Consider the following 18,666-nt stretch of genomic DNA (forward strand, 5'->3'; position numbering starts at 1 on the left):
GCGGTTCAGTCGGCTCCGGGCGGGGTGCCGACCCGGATCGGGTCGGGTGCGCACTCCACCGTTGTCCCACGCCCCTCCGGGGGAGGGCATCCCTCTCCGGCGACCACGCACGCGCCCGTCCACAGTGCGAGCGCCACCAACGCCAGCCGGGTGGCCTCGTCCCCTCGTCGATCCACCGCCACGACGTCGTCGGGCGTCAGGTTCAGGGTCTGACGCAGTTCCGCGAACCTCGCCAACAGGTCGTGGTGGGTGTGCAGCGTGGTCAGGATGCCGTCGCCGGTGCTCTCGTATCCCAGCAGCCCGTTGTCGAAGAGCCCGCGAGCGGGGCTGTAACCGTTGCCGTCGGGGCTGGGCAGGAGCAGTTCGTCGAAGGGCGTGGTGCCCGGAGCCGAACCGAAGGTGATGATCTGGCGGACCCGCGATCGTTCGGCCAGTTCCAGGCCGCGCGCGGCGAGGTCCTCGCTGACCAACAACAGTCGGGCGTCGGTCTCGGCGAGCGCCGCGCACTGGGTGTCGGCGTCGGACTCGGGCAGGACGGTCAGGGCACGGCCGCCGACCGCCATCACCGTGTAGGAGGCCAGGAACCGGTTGGGTGAGACGGGCGCGAGAACGCCCACCACGTCACCCAGACACAGGCCGCGCCGGCTCAGCCCGGCCGCCGCCTGTTCGACCGTGGCCGCGAAGGTGAGTCCGTCGGTGCGACCGGATCTACCCCTGATCGATCCGCCGAGCCCGGGACGCAGCCGAAGCCGCTCGCGCAGGCCGCCGGTGAGCGAGCCGATCGGATCGTCCCGACGCGGCAGATGCCTACCTGGTCGTCCGGTTCCAGAAGACAGCCCTACCCCCATACGTTCCCCCAGTCGACCGAAGCGGTGGTGGGTTCGCCTTCCGGTCTCGTCACGCCCCCTCCACGTGACGAGACCGAAAGGCGCCGTGTCGGCTACTCGTCGCGAGCGGGTCCCTCCCCGGTTCCCCACTCGCACCGACACGGGTGCCCACCGGTCCCGAGGGCCACCTCGGGACCGAAGGCGCGACGGGCGACCGGTGCTCGACCAGGCTCCCCGACGGCCATTTCCGGGACGTGATCGGGCTCGGATCCATGGCGTCGCGAGCCTGATGTCCCATGGCTTGAAGCCTAGCTTGTTCACAGCCAAATGCACATGCATCTTGCCATGCATGTGCATATGTAGATTCGGGGCATGGTATTTCTACACAGCCCCCGAACAGGGACGCACGCGACCCGGGGGGTGTCTCCCGGGCCCTCAACCGGCCCTGTGGTGCTCCACCCACGCGGTGATCTGTGCGCGCGAGTGGAAACCCATCTTGCGGTTGATGTTGGCGACGTGTCGGGCGGCCGTCGACGGGCTGATGAACAGGTCCCGCGCGATCTCCGGGTTGCTCAGACCGGTGCTGACCAGGAGGGCGATCTCCAACTCACGCTTGGTCAGACCGTCCTGTGGCCTGGTGGCGTCGGGGGAGTACGTCGCGGCGGGGGCGCGTCGACGCCCCGTTCCGTGGCGTTCCGACGAGCGGGCCCGCTTCTTCTCCGGTGCCTTCCCTCCCTCCCCGACCGGGGAGGAGGCCCGGGAGCGCTTCTCCGGGGGGCGGCGCGCCTCGGCCACCACCCACTCGGCCTCCTGGACCGCCTCGGCCTGCCCCATGCGGTACCCCCGCTCCCACCAGGCCACCAGATGGCGGCGGCGCCGGCGGACCGGTTCCACGTCCACGAACGGCCACGGGGCGCCTTGGGTGGGAAGTCCGACCCGTTCGCGCAGGGCGACGGCCGCTCCGGCCAACCGGCAGGCGGGTTCGCGCAGGTCGTCCTCGAAGGCGGCCCGGGCGATCGACGTCAGGATCCGGGCGGCCTCGGCGCGCTGTCCGCTCTGGTGACTGAGCAGCAGCCCCTCGCTCAGGTAGTCGTAGGCCTGCCCGGGTGAGCCCTGGGCGTGGGCCACCCGACCGATGCCGGCCAGGCAACGAGCCTCCTCGGCCGTCGTCCCGATCATCCGCTGGGTGTCCAGGGCCTCCCGATAGCAACGGTCGGCGGTCATCAGGTCCCCACCGATCTCCGCGGCGCGGGCCTGACCGATGAGGACCACACCCACGCCCCAACGGTGGTCGATCCCGCGGAGCAGGGTCAACGCCGCGTTGTAGTGGTGGTCGGCGGTGGGGTGGTCCCCCTGCTGGGCCACCAGGGCCGCTCGGGTGCTCAGGGCGATCGCCTCACCCCACATGTCCCCGGCGTCACGGCACAGCCGCAGCGCCTCCTCCACCAGCATCGAGGCGCGTTCGACGCAGCGGTCGCGCACCTCCACCAGGGCCAACAGGTTGAAGGCGGTGCGCACGAAGAGGTCGTCCCCGGCCTCCCGGCACAGCCGCAACCCCTCTTCGCCCGCGCTGCGGGCCAGGTCGTGGTCGCGTCGGACACGTGCCAACTGGGCGCGGCCGACCAGGGCCCGGGCCCTGGAGGGAGCCTTGGCGGCCTCCTCCAGGTCGAGCAGCCGGTCCATCCAGTGGGCACCCTCGGAATAGTTGTGGTGACTCACCCAGTGCGCGGAGAGGCTCACACACAGTCGAAGCCCCGATTCGGCCGCGGCCCTGTGGTGGGACCTGCGCAGCAGCGAGCGGAGCGTGTCGTACTCGGCGAGCACCCGACGCCGTCCGGCGTCTCGCTCGGACCAGGGCATCGAACGAGATGACTCCAGCTTGCCGCTGAGGTCCTCCACCAGCACGAGCATCCGGTCCAGGAGGCGGTCCTGGAAGAGGAGGTCCTCGCCCTCGGCGACCAGACGATCCTCGGCGAACCTGCGCACGGCCTCGGGCAGCCGGTAACGCACACGTCCCTCGAACTCGCCGGTCACCGTGGCCAGGGAACGGTTCAGCAGGGAGGTGAGCAGGTCCAGGATGGAGGACTCGGGTAGACCCTCGTCGGAGCACACCTGTTCGGCCAGTTCCAGGTCCCACCCCCGGAACACCGACAGCCGGCGCAACAGCACCCGCTCGGGTTCGGGCAGGTTCCGGTACACGTAGTCCAGCACCACGGGCAGTACCTGGCTGCGCGAGACCGCCTGCCCCGGGCCGGGCCGCAGCTCGGGGGAGGCCAGGTGGTCGCGCAACCCCTGGAGCAGGGGCCGCACACCGGACTCCGGGGCCTCCGCGCCGAGCAGTTCGATACCGAGCGGCATGCCGCCGGCCAGGTCGCACAGGGCCGAGATCGCGTCCAGTTCCTCGGGGGAGGCCTCGAAGCGGGGGTCACGAGTACGCGCGCGGTCGAGGAACAACCGCACCGGTTCGGTGCCCGAGGGGTCGGGCGGCGGGGCGTTGCGCGCCACCACCGGCTGGGACATCGGCGGGACCATCCACACCGTGCCGCCGGACAGCCGCACCGCCTGCTCGCTGGTGAGCATCAACGACACCGAGGGGCAGGACGCCAACAGGGCGTCGCCGATCTCGGTGACCTCCTCGGCAACGTGCTCACACGAGTCCAGGACCAGCAGCAGCCGACGGTCGCGCAGTGCCTCGGTCACGGTGGTGGCCAGGGGTTGCCCGGCCTCCTCGACCACGCCGACGGCCTCGGCGATCCGCGCGTACACCTCCAAGCGGGTGCACACGTCGGTGAGATCGGCGAACCACACCCCGTCCGGAAAGGACACGGTGGACTGTTCGGCCACGTGGAGGGCCAGTCGCGTCTTGCCGATCCCATCGGCGCCACGAATGGTCACCGACCGGCTGGAGCCGAGCAGACGGAGCAGATCGCTCAGATCCGGCTCCCGGCCCACGAAGCTGGTGCCCGGCCGGGGGAGGTTGTGCCGCGCGGGCGCGGTCAAAGGTGCCATGGCCTTCACAATTAGGGGCTGGTCGGGGGTGTGTTCACCGCCGCGAGGCAGGGGTCACAGGGGTTCGGGGTGGTCGAGGGCGGACTTCCTGGTTTAGCGGGTGCACGCGCACTGTGCAAGTGTCGTCGCGCGTACGGGGGACGTTCAGCCAGGTTCTCGGGGAGAGGTCCAGCCGGTCAACTGCGTCCGGGACGAAATCGAGAGTTTTCTGAAGATGTTCGCGATATGACGCGCGGCTGTGGCCTGACTGATGATCAACTCCTCGGCGATCTCACGATTGGACAAACCCTTCTCGGCCAGTATGGCGATCTCCCGCTCACGAGGGGTGAGCGAGTCGGGGCCACCGGCGCGGGCTCCCTGAGGTCTGGGAAAGGCCAGGGCGCGGTCACGTACCTGCTCCAACGGCAGCGAGCGCCACGCGTTCCACGCCTGGGCGGCCTGGGCCGCGCCCACCCTACGCTCCACCGCCGAGCGTAGCCGGACGGTCTCGGCCGACGGTTGTTCCAGGGATTTGCGAAGGTCGGTGGCGACACCGGCCAACGCGGCGGCCCGGGTGGCCTCCTCCTCGGCCAGAGCCAGCTCCGCCAGGGCCTCCAACGCCCGGGCAACCGAGATCCTGCGACCCGAGGTGAAGCTCACCTGCAGGCAGCGGGCCAGGGGAGCGCGTGCCGACAGGGGGTCGCGCCAGGCCAGGTGCAACCGGCCCAGGTCGGCGGCGCACCGCGCCACCGCCGGATCGGAGGGCAGTTCACCGAAGACGTCCAGCGCCTCCGAGAGCATCTCGCGAGCGGCCTCGTGCTCTCCGGCCTCCGCCGCGATCGACCCCAGACCATGCAGGGATCGGGCCTCGATCCATCGGTCGCCCAGGGTGCGCGCCGTGGACAGGCTCACCTCCATGTGGGCGACCGCCTCCTTCGGAGCGCCGCGGTGCCGGGCCGCGCGGGCCAAGACTTCGCGCGCGTCGGCCTCGGTGATCGGGTCCCCGGCGATCATGGCCCATCCCATGGCCTTGCCCGCCTGACGTTCGGCCTCCTCCACCGAACCGGTGCGCAGGGAGAGGGTGGCCAGGGTCGTCAGGGCGGAGGCGGCGGCGCGGGGCTCCCGGCAGGCCCGTGCCGACTCCAAGGCGCACATGGCCAGGTTGGACACCCGCGTGGCGGGGTCGACCTCCAAAAGCAGTTCGGCGTGCAGGGCCAGGGCGCGGGCCCGGAGCGGGGGCGACTGGTCGTCGGGGGACACGGCCAGGGCGAGTTCCAGGAGACGACCTCCCTCGGCGGACAGGTCCCGCATCAGCCAGTACGAACGCAGCGCCACGCACACGCGCAGGGCCTCGTCCACCCGCCCCGTGGACAGCGCCCAGGCCACCACCCGGGTGTGGTTCTCCCGGTTGTGGTCGTGTTTGCGCAACCGGCCCAACCGCTCGGGCCAGTCGTTGGGCGAGCAGCCGCGTTCGGCCGCGTCCTCCAACCGCTGGACGGCGAAGGAGAGGAAACGTGACCAGCGTTCGTCGACGTCCGCCTCCTCCTCCAACCGTTCGACGGCGTAGGCGCGCACGGTCTCGGTGAGCCGGTAGTGCGCGGTGCCGTTGATCTCGGCGTCCACCACGATCAGCGACTTGTCCAGCAGGGAGAAGTGCAACGGCAGGATGTCGGTGGGCTCGACCCCTTCGCCGGAGCACACCTCCTCGGCCATCTCCAGGTACCAGGTGGAGAACACGGACAGTCGGTGCAGGAGCGCGCGCTCGGCGTCGGAGAGCATGCCGTGGCTCCACTCCAACACAGCGCGCAGGGTGCGTTGGCGGGCCGGCAGGTTCTCCGTGCCGTCGCTGGTCAGCAACTGGAAACGGTCGTCGAGCCTGCGCAGGATCTGTTGGACCGACAGGACCCGGACCCGGGCGGCGGCCAGTTCGATGGCCAGCGGAAGGCCGTCGAGCATGCGGCAGATCTCCGCGATGTAGCCGGAGTTCTCCCGTGTCATCTCGAAGCCGGCGCGGGCGGCGTGCGCGCGGGTCAGGAAGAGCCGCACCGACTCGTAGCGCTGGGCGTCCCGTCGCGGAATCGGCACCGGCATCGCGGCGTAGGGGTCGGTGGGGGTCGGCCGCGAGGGCAGGGAGAGCGGCGGCACCCGCCAGACGCTCTCCTCGGGTACGTGGAGCGGCTGACGGCTGGTGGCCAGGATGCGCACCCGCGGACAGTCGCGAAGTACGGCCTCGCACAGCTCGGCCATCGGACCCACCGCGTGCTCACAGGTGTCCAGGAGCAGTAGCAGGTGCTGGGTGCGCAGCGCCGTGATGATGCCGTCCATCAGGGCGGTGGAGTCGCCCTGGGCGGCCTGCAACCCGGCGGCGACGGTGCGCAGCGCCTCCTCGTGGGTGGAGGCCTCGCTCAGGTCGATGAAGCGCACCCCGTCGGGGAATTGACGCAGCACGCGTTCGGCCAGGTGGAGGGCGAGTCTGGTCTTGCCGATTCCACCGGTGCCGGTCAGCGTGATCATCCTGGCGGTCCCGAGCAGGCGACCCAGGTCGACGATGTCGCGTTCACGTCCGACGAACCGGATGAACTCGCCGGCGGACAGGGGCAGGTTGTGGCGGGGAGGAGACATGGCCTCGTTTACTAGGACACCGATGTCGACCGCCCCGTGTCCATGACGCCCACGAAGCGGCCGGTCCCAGTCTGGCACCGGGTGTCCGCGGCTGTCTCGTGAATGGCCGGTTCCGGCAGAAGGGGGCGGAAACCGCCCATGCCGGGCCGTGATTTGCTAGGGGCCCACCGTGAACCTCGCGAATCGAGGCCGGGACGGCCCGGGGGAAGAGACGTTCCCCCGGGCCCGAAAGCGAGGATCAACCCCTCGGGTCCCAGTCCGTGGGGTCGGCGGTTGCCTGCTCGCCGCGCTCCATGTCCTTGACCTCGTGGTCGCCGCCCTCCTCGAAGGGCGGGAACCAGACGAAGGGGACGCCCTTCTTGGACGCGTACTGGATCTGCTTGCCGACCTTGGCGGTGGAGTGGAACACCTCGGTGTTGAACCCGCGTGCGCGCAGCAGTTCGCCGGTGCGCAGCGCCTCGGCGCGTCGCTCGGCGTTGGGCACGACCACCATCACGTCGGTGGGACACACCCGGCCGCCCTCGATGAGTCCTTCCGCGACGAGCTTGGCGAAGATGCGGGTCAGACCGATGGAGATGCCCACCCCGGGCAGCTTCCGCCGGATGAACTGGCCGGCGAGGTCCTCGTAGCGTCCACCCGCGCAGATGCTGCCGTACCCCGGGTCGTCGTCGAAGGAGGCCTCGTAGACGGTGCCGGTGTAGTAGTCCAGGCCACGGGCGATGGACAGGTCCGCCACCACGTCGCCCTCGGGCAGGTCGGCCAGGTCGTTCATGACGAACGCCAACTCCTCCAGACCCTCGTCCAGCAGTTCGGAGACGACCCCCAGCTCGCGGACGGCCGTGACGACGGTCGCGCCGTCGCCCTTGATCCGGGCCAGCGCCAGGCAGGGGTCGATCTGCTCCGTGGTCAGGCCCTCGGAGGTCAGGATCTCCCGCACGCCCTCGTCCCCGATCTTGTGGAGCTTGTCCACGGCGCGGATGACCGCGATCGGGTCCTTGATGCCCAGACCCTCGTAGAGGCCCTGCAGCACCTTGCGGTTGTTGACGTTCAGGGTCCAGGCGGGGATGTCCAGTCCGCTGAGCACCCGGTGCGCGATGCGGGGGAGTTCGGCGTCGAAGTGCAGCGGTACCGAGTCCACGTTGATGACGTCGATGTCGCACTGGGTGAACTCGCGGTACCGGCCCTCCTGCGGGCGCTCACCACGCCAGACGCGCTGCATCTGGTAGCGCTTGAACGGGAAGGTCAGCTCGTTGAAGTGCTGGGCGACGTAACGGGCGAAGGGCACCGTCAGGTCGAAGTGCAGCCCGAGCCTGGCGTCGGAGTCGTCCTTGGCGTCGGCCTGGAGACGGTGCAGGGTGTAGACCTCCTGGGAGGTCTCGCCCTTGGCCATCAGCACGTCCAGGTTCTCCACCGAGGGTGTCTCCACGGACGCGAAGCCGAAGGACTCGAACCCGGCGCGGATATGGTCCAGCCAACGCTGCTCCACGGCCCGGACCTGAGGGGTCCACTCGGGGAAACCGCTGATGGGAGTGGGGCGGACGACGCGCTGATCGGACATGTGGGGTTCTCGGCTCCCTTGGGAGTGTTCTCTGCCTGTGGATTCACCGTCCCCGCCGGGAACACGCGGGCACACGGGTGCGCGCTGTTCGGGGTAGGGGCGTGCGGTCCATCCTACGCACCGGGCGAGGCCTGAGCATCGTGAGCGGCGACAGCGGGCGGGGGTGGGCCACCACCGGCCCACGTGGACGGTTGTGGGCCGGTGGGGCTCGGGAACGCCCGAACGGGGTGGTACGGCCGGTTCGACATCGAAGAGCGAGACGTCGGTGGCGGTCGTGCGCCCCAAGGCGCCGCCGGGGCCCCGTGGGTCGCGTGCTCGTGCCAGGAGTCGACGGCGACCTCACTCAACTGGGTGCCCTGCTTTCCACCGTAGATGCAGGGAGCGGCGCCGGACAGGGATCCACGCGGCCGAAAGCGGCCGAAAATGGCCGCTCACAATGTCGTAAAGTGCCACGACCGGGGTACGGGAATGTGCTTTCCTGGCTACTGTCCGTGCCCGAACTCGGACTCCGGGCTACGAGTCGGACATCCGGCGCCAGGGTGTCCACGGTCACGTTCCGACCGGAACCCCCCTCACCTCGACGTCGTTCCGACCGGCCCGACCACTCTGCCCAAACCTCGGAATCCAGTGTCCTTCCGGTGTTAGGTTCCAGGTGCGGATCCTCCCGTGGAGGTTCGGACCCGAGCGGATCCGCGCCCCTCCAGACCGGGTCGAGTGAGCCAATCGTCCGTCCAGACCCGGCACTCTCGCTAGGACAAACTGTGATCCACTCAGCTAACAGTACGAACAACGTCCACGCACCCACCGAACTGTCCACCAAGATCATCATCGCCGGGGGCTTCGGAGTCGGTAAGACCACGTTCGTCGGGGCTGTCTCTGAGATCCCCCCGGTCCGCACCGAGGCGGCCGTCACGTCGGCGAGCGTCGGCGTGGACGACCTCTCGCACACCCCGGACAAGACCAGCACCACGGTCGCCATGGACTTCGGTCGCATCTCGCTCGAAACCGACCTCACCCTGTTCCTGTTCGGTACGCCCGGCCAGCAACGCTTCTGGTTCATGTGGGACGACCTGGTCCGAGGCGCCCTCGGCTCGGTGATCCTCGCCGACACCCGACGCCTGGAGGACACCTTCCAGGCCCTCGACTACTTCGAACGTCAGTACCGGCTCCCGTTCGTCGTGGCCGTCAACGAGTTCGACCCCGAGGCGGGCTACACCGCGGACGAACTGCGCGACGCCCTGGACCTGGCCCCCGACGTGCCCGTCGTCCGCTGTGACGCCCGCGACCGCAAGTCGGTGGTCAAGGTCCTGCTCACCCTCGTCAAGCACGCCATGGCCCTGGAGGCCCGACAGCGCTCTGGGGGCGGTCGATCGAGCCAGAGCCAGCTGGTCAACTAGACACGAGACCCGACGGGTGCACGGTCCCGTCGCTGTCCGAAGGAGTTCCCTTTGGGTGGTTTCACGGCATTGTTGTGCACATGCGATCACCCAGGGGGAACCAATGGGTTGTGTCCGGCGTTACCCTGGCGTGGTGTTCGGACGAATGGCGGAAAGCGTCCGCCGCCTACTGGGCAAGCCCGGTGCGGTGGACCTGCGGCCCTATACCAAGCTCCTGCCGGCGATCGAGGCCGAAGAGGAGGGTCTGCGTGAACTCAGTGACGACGAGCTGAAGGAGAAGGCTATCGAGCTCGGTTACGCCGAGCTGCCCTACTCCACGGCCGATCTGGTCAACCTGTGCGCCGTGGGCCGAGAGGCCGCACGCCGTACCCTCGACGAACGACCCTTCGACGTCCAGCTCCTGGGCGTCATGGCGCTGCTCGACGGTCACGTGGCCGAGATGGCCACCGGTGAGGGCAAGACCCTCGCCGGAGCCCTCGCCGCCGCCGGGTTCGCCCTGCGCGGCAAGCGTGTCCACCTGCTCAGTGTGAACGACTACCTCGCTCGACGCGACGCCGAGTGGATGCAGCCCCTCTACGGCATGCTCGGCGTCACCGTCGGCTGGATCAACGAGGACTCCGAGACCGAGGAGCGCAAGGCCGCCTACGGCTGCGACGTCACCTACGCGGCCGTCAGCGAACTCGGTTTCGACGTCCTGCGCGACCGCATGGTCACCGACGTCGAGGACCGGGTGGTCCCCGAACCCCACGTCGCCATCATCGACGAGGCCGACTCCGTGCTCGTCGACGAGGCCCGCGTGCCGCTGGTCCTGGCCGGCGCCGCGGAGGCCGTGCCCGCCGACATCGAGATGGCCGACGTGGTGCGCGACCTCAAGCCGCGCACGCACTACGAGATCGACGGTGAGGGACGCAACGTCCAGCTCACCGACGCCGGTATCGACGCGGTCGAGAAGGCCCTGGACGGAGTCGAGCTCTACTCCGAGGACGACTCCTCACTCCTGCCGCAGGTCAACCTGGCCCTGCACGCGCACGTGCTGTTGCAACGCGACGTCCACTACGTCGTGCGCGACGGCGAGGTGCGCATCATCAACGAGTCCCGTGGTCGCATCGCGCTGCTCCAGCGCTGGCCCGACGGCCTGCAGGCCGCGGTCGAGGCCAAGGAGAAGGTGGCGATCAGCGAGACCGGAGAGGTCCTGGACTCCATCACCGTCCAGGCCCTGGTCATGCGCTACCCCACGCTCGCCGGCATGACCGGTACGGCGATGTCCGTGGCCGAGCAGCTGCGCGAGTTCTACGAGCTCGAAGTGGCGGTCATCCCCTCCAACAAGCCCAACGTCCGCGAGGACCAGGGCACGCGCCTGTACGCCACGCGCGAGGAGAAGGAGGACGCCCTCATCGAGAAGGTGGAGGAGGTCCACAAGGGCGGCCGCCCCATCCTCATCGGCACCCAGGACGTCGCCGAGTCCGAACTGCTCGCCGGCCGGCTGCGCGAGGCCGGGCTGGAGTGCGTGGTCCTCAACGCCAAGAACGACGCGGACGAGGCGTCCATCATCGCCGAGGCCGGCACCTACGGGGCCGTCACCGTCTCCACCCAGATGGCCGGCCGCGGTACCGACATCCGACTCGGCGGCAGCGACATGTCCGACCGTGAACGGGTGGTGGAGACCGGCGGCCTGTTCGTGATGGGCTTCGGCCGCTACCCCAGTAGCCGTCTGGACGGCCAGCTTCGCGGCCGTGCGGGCCGACAGGGCGACCCGGGTGACTCCATCTTCTTCGTGAGCATGGACGACGACCTGATCGTCAACAACGCCTCCGAGAGCACCGGCTACAAGACCACCTCCGAGGGCGAGATCACCGACGAGGCGTGGTTGGACATGGTCGACCACGCCCAGCGGGTCTCCGAGGGCCAGTTGTTGGAGGTGCACCGCAACACCTGGCGCTACAACAAGCTCATCGACGTGCAGCGCGAGGTGGTCTTGGAGCACCGCGAACTGGTCCTGACCGGGGACCAGGGCGACCGGCACATCGCCAAGGACCAGAAGGAACGACACGAGGAACTCGTGGAGGAGTTGGACGCCGAGCGCGTCGGCGACGCCTCCCGGATGATCACCCTCTACCACCTGGACCGTGGCTGGACCGACCACAACGCGTTCCTGTCGGAGCTGCGGGAGGGCATCCACCTGCGCTACCTGGGTCGTCGCGACCCTCTGGACGAGTTCAACCGTGAGGCCGTCCCGGTCTTCAAGGGTTTCCTGGACGAGGCCCGCGCCCGCGCCGCCGAGAGCTTCGCCGAGTTGGAGGTCGTCGACGGTGAGCTGGACGTGAGCGGGGTCGGGGTGAAGCGTCCCTCGATGACGTGGACGTACATGGTGCACGACCATCCGTTCAGCTCCGCCCTGGAGACCCTGGTGGGTCGCCTCAAGGGCAACCGGGGATCCGACGACTAGCCGTCACCCTCCGCAGATCCCATGCGCGGGTCAGGACCAAGGTCCCGGCCCGCGCATTACCTTTGTCGGCTATTCTTCTCAAAACGCTGGGACGCTCCCTCTGCCCCCTGTGTAATGACCGGGAGAGGGTTAATATGGAAGCGTTTTCAATAGAACCCGAGACGGTTGGGATTGCATCCACGGTGGCTCACGAGATCGGTGCGCAAGAGAAGATCAGTTACGGTCGAAACGACCGCTTCGCCGGGGGTCCCGTTGGTGGCGGGAGTTTCTGGATCGACGACGAGGGCCGCCCTGTGGCCAAGATCGGTGGGCCGAAGGAGTGGCGTCCCACTCCCATGATCGATGTCCGGGTGGGTGACGTGTTCAGCGTCGGGGGTCAGGTCTGGCGGGTCGGCGAAATAGTCGACGCCGATTCTCCGAGCGCGTATCTACTGGCGACCAGGATTAGTTGACTCGCGGGTCGACTTCTCGTCGCCCTCTTCTTTGTTCGCCCCCCGTTGGAATTGCAACCCTCTGCAACTGTTTCACTGATCGTTGCGGAGGGTATTGTCTTGCGGTTTCCGGCGGGGGGTTTTGTGTGCCGACCATATTCCGGGAGTTCGTGAGGTGCGGTCCCCCCGTCTCTTCGGGGTGGACGCATACCGCGGTGACGTTCCGTCGTCGCAGGTCGGCGCGGTGTCGCCGGCATCATCTTTCGGTCAATCGAGACGTTCCGGTTATCCAACAGGGGTGTTCGTGTCGCCGATGCTTCGTTAACGTCGAAGTTGCACGGCACGCCCCGCAGGTGACCGGTGGGAGAGTCCTCGTTTCGATGGGGGGACGGTCATCACGCCTGCCGACCAAGGTCGGTCCCAGGGGCTGTCCCCCGCCCCTGGGCCTGGCCACCCCCGCGCCGGATCGCGGCTCCCGATAGGTTCGGCGGCATGGCACTTCGACACATCGCTCTGTTCCGCTGGCAGGACGGCACCACCCCCGAGCAGGTCGCACGGGTGGAGGAGGCGCTGGGGATCCTGCCCGACGTGATCTCCGCGCTCGACGCGTACACCTTCGGCCCGGACCTGGGAATCGGTTCCGACACCTTCGACTTCGCCGTGGTGGCCGACGTCGCCGACGAGGCGGGATTCGTCGCCTACCGGGACCACCCCGACCACCAGGCCGCGCTCGCGGTGATCCGCCCGCTGCTCGCCGAGCGCGCCGCCGTCCAGTGCCAGGTGTGAGCTTGGAATAGATCCTGTTCCAGAAAAGCTGACGCCCGTATTTCACTGGGATGTCAGCATGTTCCGAATCTGGTTCGGGTCTTGCGGTAGAACGAGTTTCAGTTTATTCTCTGGGTATGTCCCGCCCGGTGAGGGCACCTCGACTGTTCGGTCGTGGGTGGTCGTCGACGGCGGGCAGAGAGAAGACCGTCGCCCGTCGAAGTCGGATCGCGCCCCGACTTCGGCGGGCGACGTCCGTTGTGCGGGGCGGGGGCTCAGCCCAGGAGGCGGGAGATCTCACCGAAGCTCGGGCAGGGCCAGGGGAGCCGACAGCCCTGACACCGGGATCCGTCGTCCCCGTCGGGGCTGTGCAGGAGGAGCAGGTGCGCGCACACGCCGGCCAGGTTGGTGACCTCCTCGCGCGCGTTCGCGTAGAAGGCGACGTCGTTGATGCGGGCCAGCGCGCTGTCGGAGTGGGCGTCGGGGAGCCCGACGGTATCCGGATCCCAGGGCACGGCCCGATCGGAGCGTTCCAGTATCTCCTGCACACACTGGAGCAGGCGCGCGTGTTCGGAGGGTCGTCCCCTCCGGTTCGCTGGACTGGTGAACGGCGGCATCGCTGATCTCCCCCAACGGGTGGGTACCCGGCGTCTCTCCCTACAGGGAAACGCTGTGACTCACAGTACACATATCATTGCCCATTGTCGCGAGTCGGTGCGTGCGAAACCGCCGGGAACGTTCGGTACCCGTTAGGTCGGAGGGGCTGCCCCCAAGGGGAGGGGCAGCCCACTGGTAGGGGGCGGGAGACCGGTGGCCGCCGGACGTCTCCCGAGGGTCAACCGCAGTTTCCGCCGCAGTTGCAGGAACCACCGCTCTGGCAGCCGCAGCCGCAGCCGGAACCACAGCTGCACCCTGCCTGTCGCGGGGTCGTGATCAGGGAGTGGGTCACGGTCCCTCCTCAAGGGCTCGGAGCTTTCCCGAAGGTTGAACTTCCCACCGCGAGTCTTTCCCAACCGGAGACCGACCCTCGACGCCGACCCGACCTTGGGATCGCGTGGGGCCCAGAGCCCGGCCCCGCGTCGCTGAACTGGGTCATCACACTCGGAAGGTCAGGCGAAGAAGGTGGGTTCGGCGGCCGGTCGGCGTGTCATTCGGTACAGCCAAACCTGTCCCAGGAGCATGACCGGAATCGTGGGCAGCAGCACCGACCACACGAACACCCCGGTCGTGCCCGGGAGCGGGGTGACCGACAGGCCCGCGGACAACGCCACGATCAGCCCCGGAACCGCGATGGCCATCGCGGAGGTGTGCCGCGAGAGCATCGGCCCCGCCAACCCCGCGGTCGCGGCCAGGACCGCCACCGCCACCACCGTCAGCACCAGTGCCGCCTCCACCCGCACCATGGGGACCACGCCCGGACCCACCGCCACGGCGGCCGTCACCAGGACCGCGGCCAGCGCGACCCGGGACAGGGTCCGGGTGGCACGCGCGGCCACGTCCGCGCTCTCCGCCTCGGCGGAGCCCACCAACCGTTCGGCGCCGAAGGCGGCCCCGCGCAGCGCGAACAACGACACCACCGTGGCGGCGCAGACCACCGTGAAGGGCGACAAGGCGAGCTCGCCCGCGAGCAGGCCCGCCAGTGCCACACCCCACGAGCCGGCCAGCAGCCAACTGCCCGTCACGATCGCGGTGTCGCAGGTGGACCGCCAGCCGGGGGAGTCGACCCGGGCACGGAACCACAACCCCGCGTCGCGCAGCACCCACGCCGCGAGAAGGAGCAGCAGAACCGGCCACAGGGTGGCGACCACCCGGTGTTCCACGTCCGGGAGCATTCCCGCCATCACCCCCACGGCGGCCACCAACCAGACCTCGGAGGCCAGGAAGTAGGGCGCGATCGCGGACACCACCCGGCGCCGCTGCTCGGGTGTACGGGCCAGGTGCGGCATCAGCATGCCCAGGCCCACGTCGGCCCCGGCCAGGACGAGGTAGCCCACGACGAACAGGCCGAGGAGTGATGCGGTCAGGAGCGGAGAAGCGAAGAGTTCCATGGGTGTCATCCCTGCAGGCTCGGTCAGAAAGTGTGGATGGGGGGAGCGGACTCCACGGGTTCCACCTCGCGGCGCTCGGCGAGGGGACCGCCCTCCGGGCCGCGCCGGCCATAGCGGATCAGGAGCCAGTACGTGACCGTGGCCAGGACGGCGAAGGCGACGGTGAAGAGCGTGAACGAGACCACGGCGGTACCGGGGGACATGGGCGTCACCGCGTCGGCGGTCGTCAGGTGGTGCACCACCACCCAGGGCTGACGGTTGGTCTCTCGGAACACCCAGCCGCCCACGCTCGCCAGGTACGGCAGGACGGGTGCGACCAGGAGGGGCGCCAGGGACCAGCGGATCCACCAGGCGGGGCGGCCGGCGAACAGTTGTGACCCGGGTGCCAACCGCAGCATCCGGCCCAGGGCGCCGCGCCGCTCCGAGAACAGGGGGAACACCAGCACCATGAGCGGGCCGCCGAAGAACATGAGCGCCCAGGAGGTCATCATGACGACGTCCCCGGCCGTGTTGACGGCCGAGACGAAGGAGCTCTGTCCGGCGGTCTCGATCGTCTCGATCTGTTCGGAGGTGTAGGTCAGCCCACTGGTGGGCGGGTCCACGTCGAAGATCTGGAACTGCATGCCACCGAAGGTCACCACCAGGAACGGCATGACGCACATCATGATCGCCGAGTAACCGATCCCCCGACGGAAGACACCCTCGTCGTCCCGGCCGCGCATCAGGTGGTGGGCGCAGACCGCGCCCACCACCAGGGCGCCGAGGGTCAACGCTCCGGTGACGACGTGCGCGAAGGCGAAGAGCGCGGCCGGGTTGGTGAGCATCGCGACCGGATCGCTCATGTGCGCGATCCCGTCCACCATCTCGAACCCGACCGGGTGGCGCAGGAATCCGTTGGAGACCAGCACCCACCAGGCGGACGAGAACGCGGTGGCGGTGACCACCAGGAAGCAGAACAGGTGCGCCCAACGGCCCATCCGGTCCCAGCCGAAGATCCACAGCCCCAGGAAGGTCGACTCGACGAAGAACGCCGTCATCGTCTCGATCGCCAACGGGGCCGCGAAACTGTAGCCGAACGTCTCCTGCAGCCCGCTCCAGTTCAACGCCAGCTGTAGTTCCATCACGAGGCCGGAGAGCACGCCCATGCCGTAGTTGACCACGTACAGGCCGCCCCAGAACCGCACGGCGGTCATCCGGGAACGGTCACCGCGCAGCGTCGCGACCAACTGGGTGAAGAGGATGTAGGGGGCCAGACCGAGGGTCAGGGCCACGAACATGTAGTGCGTCGCGGCGGTGAGTCCGAACTGTAGTCGCATCAGGATGAGGGGATCTTCGAACACGGTCGCGACCTTCTGCTCTCGTCGGTGGGGACAGCAGAAGCATCCGTCGCGGGTCCGGTCCCGCACATCGTCCCGGGGGCGTCATCCGCCCCGCTTCCGGGGGTGTATCGGACGTCCCCCCGCTACATCCGCGGGCGTACGGGACATCCCCGAGCCGACCCTCAGGACTCCCGGGGTCGGCCGGGGACGACCAGGGCGGTCTCGTAGGCCACCACCACCAGCTGGGCGCGGTCGCGCACCCCGAGCTTGACCATGGTGCGACTGACGTGGGTCTTGGCGGTGGCCGGACTCAGCACCAGCTCCCGGGCGATCTCGTCGTTGGAGAGCCCCTGCCCGACCAGGGCCAACACCTCTCGTTCGCGGGCGGTGAGCCCGTTGAGGCGGGTCGAGGAGGCCGGGGTCTTCGACGGGCGGCTCGCGAAGTCCGCGATCAGTCTGCGCGTGATGCCGGGGGACAGCAGCGCCTCCCCCTCGTGCACCACCCGGACCGCCTGTAGCAGGTCGCGCGGTTCGGTGTCCTTGACCAGGAACCCACCGGCCCCGGCGCGCAGCGCGTCGAAGATGTACTCGTCCAGGTCGAACGTGGTGAGGATGACAACGCGAGTCTCGCTCAGTGCCGGTTCGCCGAGGATGCGCTCGGTGGCGGCCAGACCGTCCATCCCCGGCATCCTGATGTCCATCAGGATCACGTCGGGGCGCTCGGCCAGTGCCAGCCGGACCGCCTCCTCCCCGTCGGCGGCCTCCGCGACCACCTCGATGTCGTCCGCGCTGTCGAGCAGCGCCCTGAAACCGGCCCGGACCAGCGCCTGGTCATCGGCGAGCAGAACCCGGATCACTCTTGTCCACCCCGTTTCCCAACGGGCCCGGCGTCCACCGGTAGTCGCACCCGCACCCGGAATCCTCCACCCTCCAGCGGACCGGCGTCCACCGAACCACCCACGAGGGCGGCGCGTTCGCGCATTCCCGTGATCCCGTTGCCGGTGGCCGGTGGTCCCACCGTCCCATGCCCGTCGTCGGTGATCTCCAGCGACAGTTCCGTCGACCCGTAGCCGATACGCACCACGGCCTTCTCGGCGTGCGCGTGCCGGACGACGTTGGTGAGGGATTCCTGCAGGGCCCGGTAGGCGACACCCTCGACCCCTTGGGGGAGCCGCCGTTCGTCGCCCTCGGTCTCCACCAAGACCTCCAGGCCCGTGCCCCTCGCGCCCTCGACGAGGTCCGACACCCGGTCCAGGCCGGGGGCGGGCGAGCGCGGGGCCGCCTCGTCCACGGCCCGCAGCACCCCGAGCATGGCGCGCAGCTCGGTGAGGGTGTCCTTGCTGGTCTGCTTGATGGTGGTGAGCGCGTCGGCGGCGCGCTCGGGCCGGCTCTCCATCAGGTACAGGGCGGTGCCGGCCTGCACGTTGATGAGGGAGATGTTGTGGGCGACGGTGTCGTGCACGTCGCGTGCCAACCGGAGGCGTTCCTCGGAGGCGCGGCGCAGCAGTTCCTCCTCACGGGTGCGGCTCGCCTCCTGTTCCCGTTCCCGGTCGGCCCTTTGGTACTCGGCTCGCCAACGCAGGACCTCGGCCACGCACAGCAGGACCAGGACCCAGGCCACGATTCCGACGGCCTCCGGGCGGAAGGTGCCGGTCAGGACGAGTTCGTAGATGTTGACCGCGAGGAATTGGCCGATGCCCAGGATCCAACCGAAGACACGGTGGCCCCACCGCACCACGCTGTAGAGCATGACCGCGGTGCACAACATGACCAGGCCGTCGGGGTAGCCCAACGGGTAGTAGATCGTGGCGGCCACCACCGAGACGACGGCGACCAGGCGAGGGAAGGCCGTGCGCCACAGCAGCGGCAGACAGGCCACCAGGATCAGCGCGTAACCCCAGGGCCAGGCGGGCCGGTCACCGGGGACCGGGTCGAAGGCCTCGATGCCCGCGGGACTGATCACGGACAGGGCCAACAGGATGGCCGTGATCCACAGATCGGTGCGGGTGGGACGGGGAAGGGTTCGTGCTGCCACGATCCCGACGGTACGGTGCGCCCCTCCGGGATCGCGTCATCCCGGGGGAGGGACCTCGGGGGTCGGAACTACGCCCGGGGGAGTAGCGGCCTGGAACCGAAGACGGCCGCCCGGTCCCCGGGTGTGAACGGGGACCGGACGACCGGAAGTCCTCCGGGCGGGACAAGGGGGGTGTGTCCACGGCCCGGAGGGCGCTGGGGAAAAGGCGCGCTCCGCACAAAGTTAGGGGT

Annotated in this window: 13 protein-coding genes; 4 read left to right on the plus strand and 9 right to left on the minus strand. The window is 69.2% G+C overall.

Annotation, left to right across the window (positions count from 1 at the left end; genetic code table 11):
* Positions 1–5: 5 nt before the first annotated feature.
* The 4 genes from ACWGSK_RS05835 to hisS all read right to left on the minus strand — a co-directional run bounded on the left by ACWGSK_RS05835 (position 6) and on the right by hisS (position 7,995).
* Positions 6–848, minus strand: a complete 843-nt coding sequence (locus ACWGSK_RS05835; protein WP_358510121.1) for an AMP-binding protein — start codon at positions 846–848, stop codon at positions 6–8.
* A gap of 414 nt (positions 849–1,262) precedes the next feature.
* On the minus strand, positions 1,263–3,827 hold the full coding sequence (locus tag ACWGSK_RS05840) for a LuxR C-terminal-related transcriptional regulator (protein ID WP_452455365.1): 2,565 nt from the start codon (positions 3,825–3,827) through the stop codon (positions 1,263–1,265).
* A 153-nt stretch (positions 3,828–3,980) separates the two neighbouring features.
* Positions 3,981–6,437 carry an ATP-binding protein gene (locus ACWGSK_RS05845; RefSeq protein WP_452455308.1) on the minus strand — a complete coding sequence of 819 codons (2,457 nt, stop codon included), beginning with the start codon at positions 6,435–6,437 and terminating at the stop codon, positions 3,981–3,983.
* A gap of 238 nt (positions 6,438–6,675) precedes the next feature.
* Entirely contained in the window at positions 6,676–7,995 is a 1,320-nt protein-coding gene (hisS, locus tag ACWGSK_RS05850) for a histidine--tRNA ligase (protein ID WP_358510126.1), read from the minus strand.
* Between the two features lie 761 nt (positions 7,996–8,756).
* On the opposite strand from hisS, the gene ACWGSK_RS05855 reads away from it, so the two are divergent.
* The 4 genes from ACWGSK_RS05855 (at position 8,757) to ACWGSK_RS05870 (ending at position 13,055) form a co-directional block, all read left to right on the plus strand.
* Entirely contained in the window at positions 8,757–9,392 is a 636-nt protein-coding gene (locus ACWGSK_RS05855) for a GTP-binding protein (RefSeq protein ID WP_358510129.1), read from the plus strand.
* Between the two features lie 145 nt (positions 9,393–9,537).
* Complete coding sequence (gene secA2, locus ACWGSK_RS05860) at positions 9,538–11,838, plus strand: accessory Sec system translocase SecA2 (protein WP_358510132.1); 2,301 nt, start codon at positions 9,538–9,540, stop codon at positions 11,836–11,838.
* A gap of 182 nt (positions 11,839–12,020) precedes the next feature.
* Entirely contained in the window at positions 12,021–12,290 is a 270-nt protein-coding gene (locus tag ACWGSK_RS05865; protein ID WP_067606468.1) for a DUF6406 domain-containing protein, read from the plus strand.
* 471 nt (positions 12,291–12,761) lie between these two features.
* A complete protein-coding gene (locus ACWGSK_RS05870) occupies positions 12,762–13,055 on the plus strand; it encodes a Dabb family protein (RefSeq protein WP_452455309.1) in 294 nt (97 codons plus the stop codon).
* A gap of 254 nt (positions 13,056–13,309) precedes the next feature.
* On the opposite strand, the gene ACWGSK_RS05875 is transcribed toward ACWGSK_RS05870, so the two are convergent.
* The 5 genes from ACWGSK_RS05875 to ACWGSK_RS05895 form a co-directional block, all read right to left on the minus strand.
* On the minus strand, positions 13,310–13,582 hold the full coding sequence (locus tag ACWGSK_RS05875; protein WP_358510138.1) for a hypothetical protein: 273 nt from the start codon (positions 13,580–13,582) through the stop codon (positions 13,310–13,312).
* Positions 13,583–14,143: 561 nt separating this feature from the next.
* Complete coding sequence (locus ACWGSK_RS05880; protein WP_452455310.1) at positions 14,144–15,082, minus strand: cytochrome d ubiquinol oxidase subunit II; 939 nt, start codon at positions 15,080–15,082, stop codon at positions 14,144–14,146.
* Positions 15,083–15,105: 23 nt separating this feature from the next.
* Positions 15,106–16,422, minus strand: a complete 1,317-nt coding sequence (locus ACWGSK_RS05885; protein ID WP_358510141.1) for a cytochrome ubiquinol oxidase subunit I — start codon at positions 16,420–16,422, stop codon at positions 15,106–15,108.
* Between the two features lie 161 nt (positions 16,423–16,583).
* Positions 16,584–17,258, minus strand: a complete 675-nt coding sequence (locus ACWGSK_RS05890; protein WP_452455311.1) for a response regulator — start codon at positions 17,256–17,258, stop codon at positions 16,584–16,586.
* Positions 17,255–18,436: a sensor histidine kinase gene (locus tag ACWGSK_RS05895; protein ID WP_452455312.1), complete on the minus strand. Its 1,182-nt coding sequence runs from the start codon at positions 18,434–18,436 to the stop codon at positions 17,255–17,257. The genes ACWGSK_RS05890 and ACWGSK_RS05895 overlap by 4 nt, the downstream gene beginning before the upstream one ends.
* Positions 18,437–18,666: the final 230 nt, after the last annotated feature.

It is taken from the genome of Nocardiopsis sp. NPDC055551 (genome assembly GCF_053619415.1).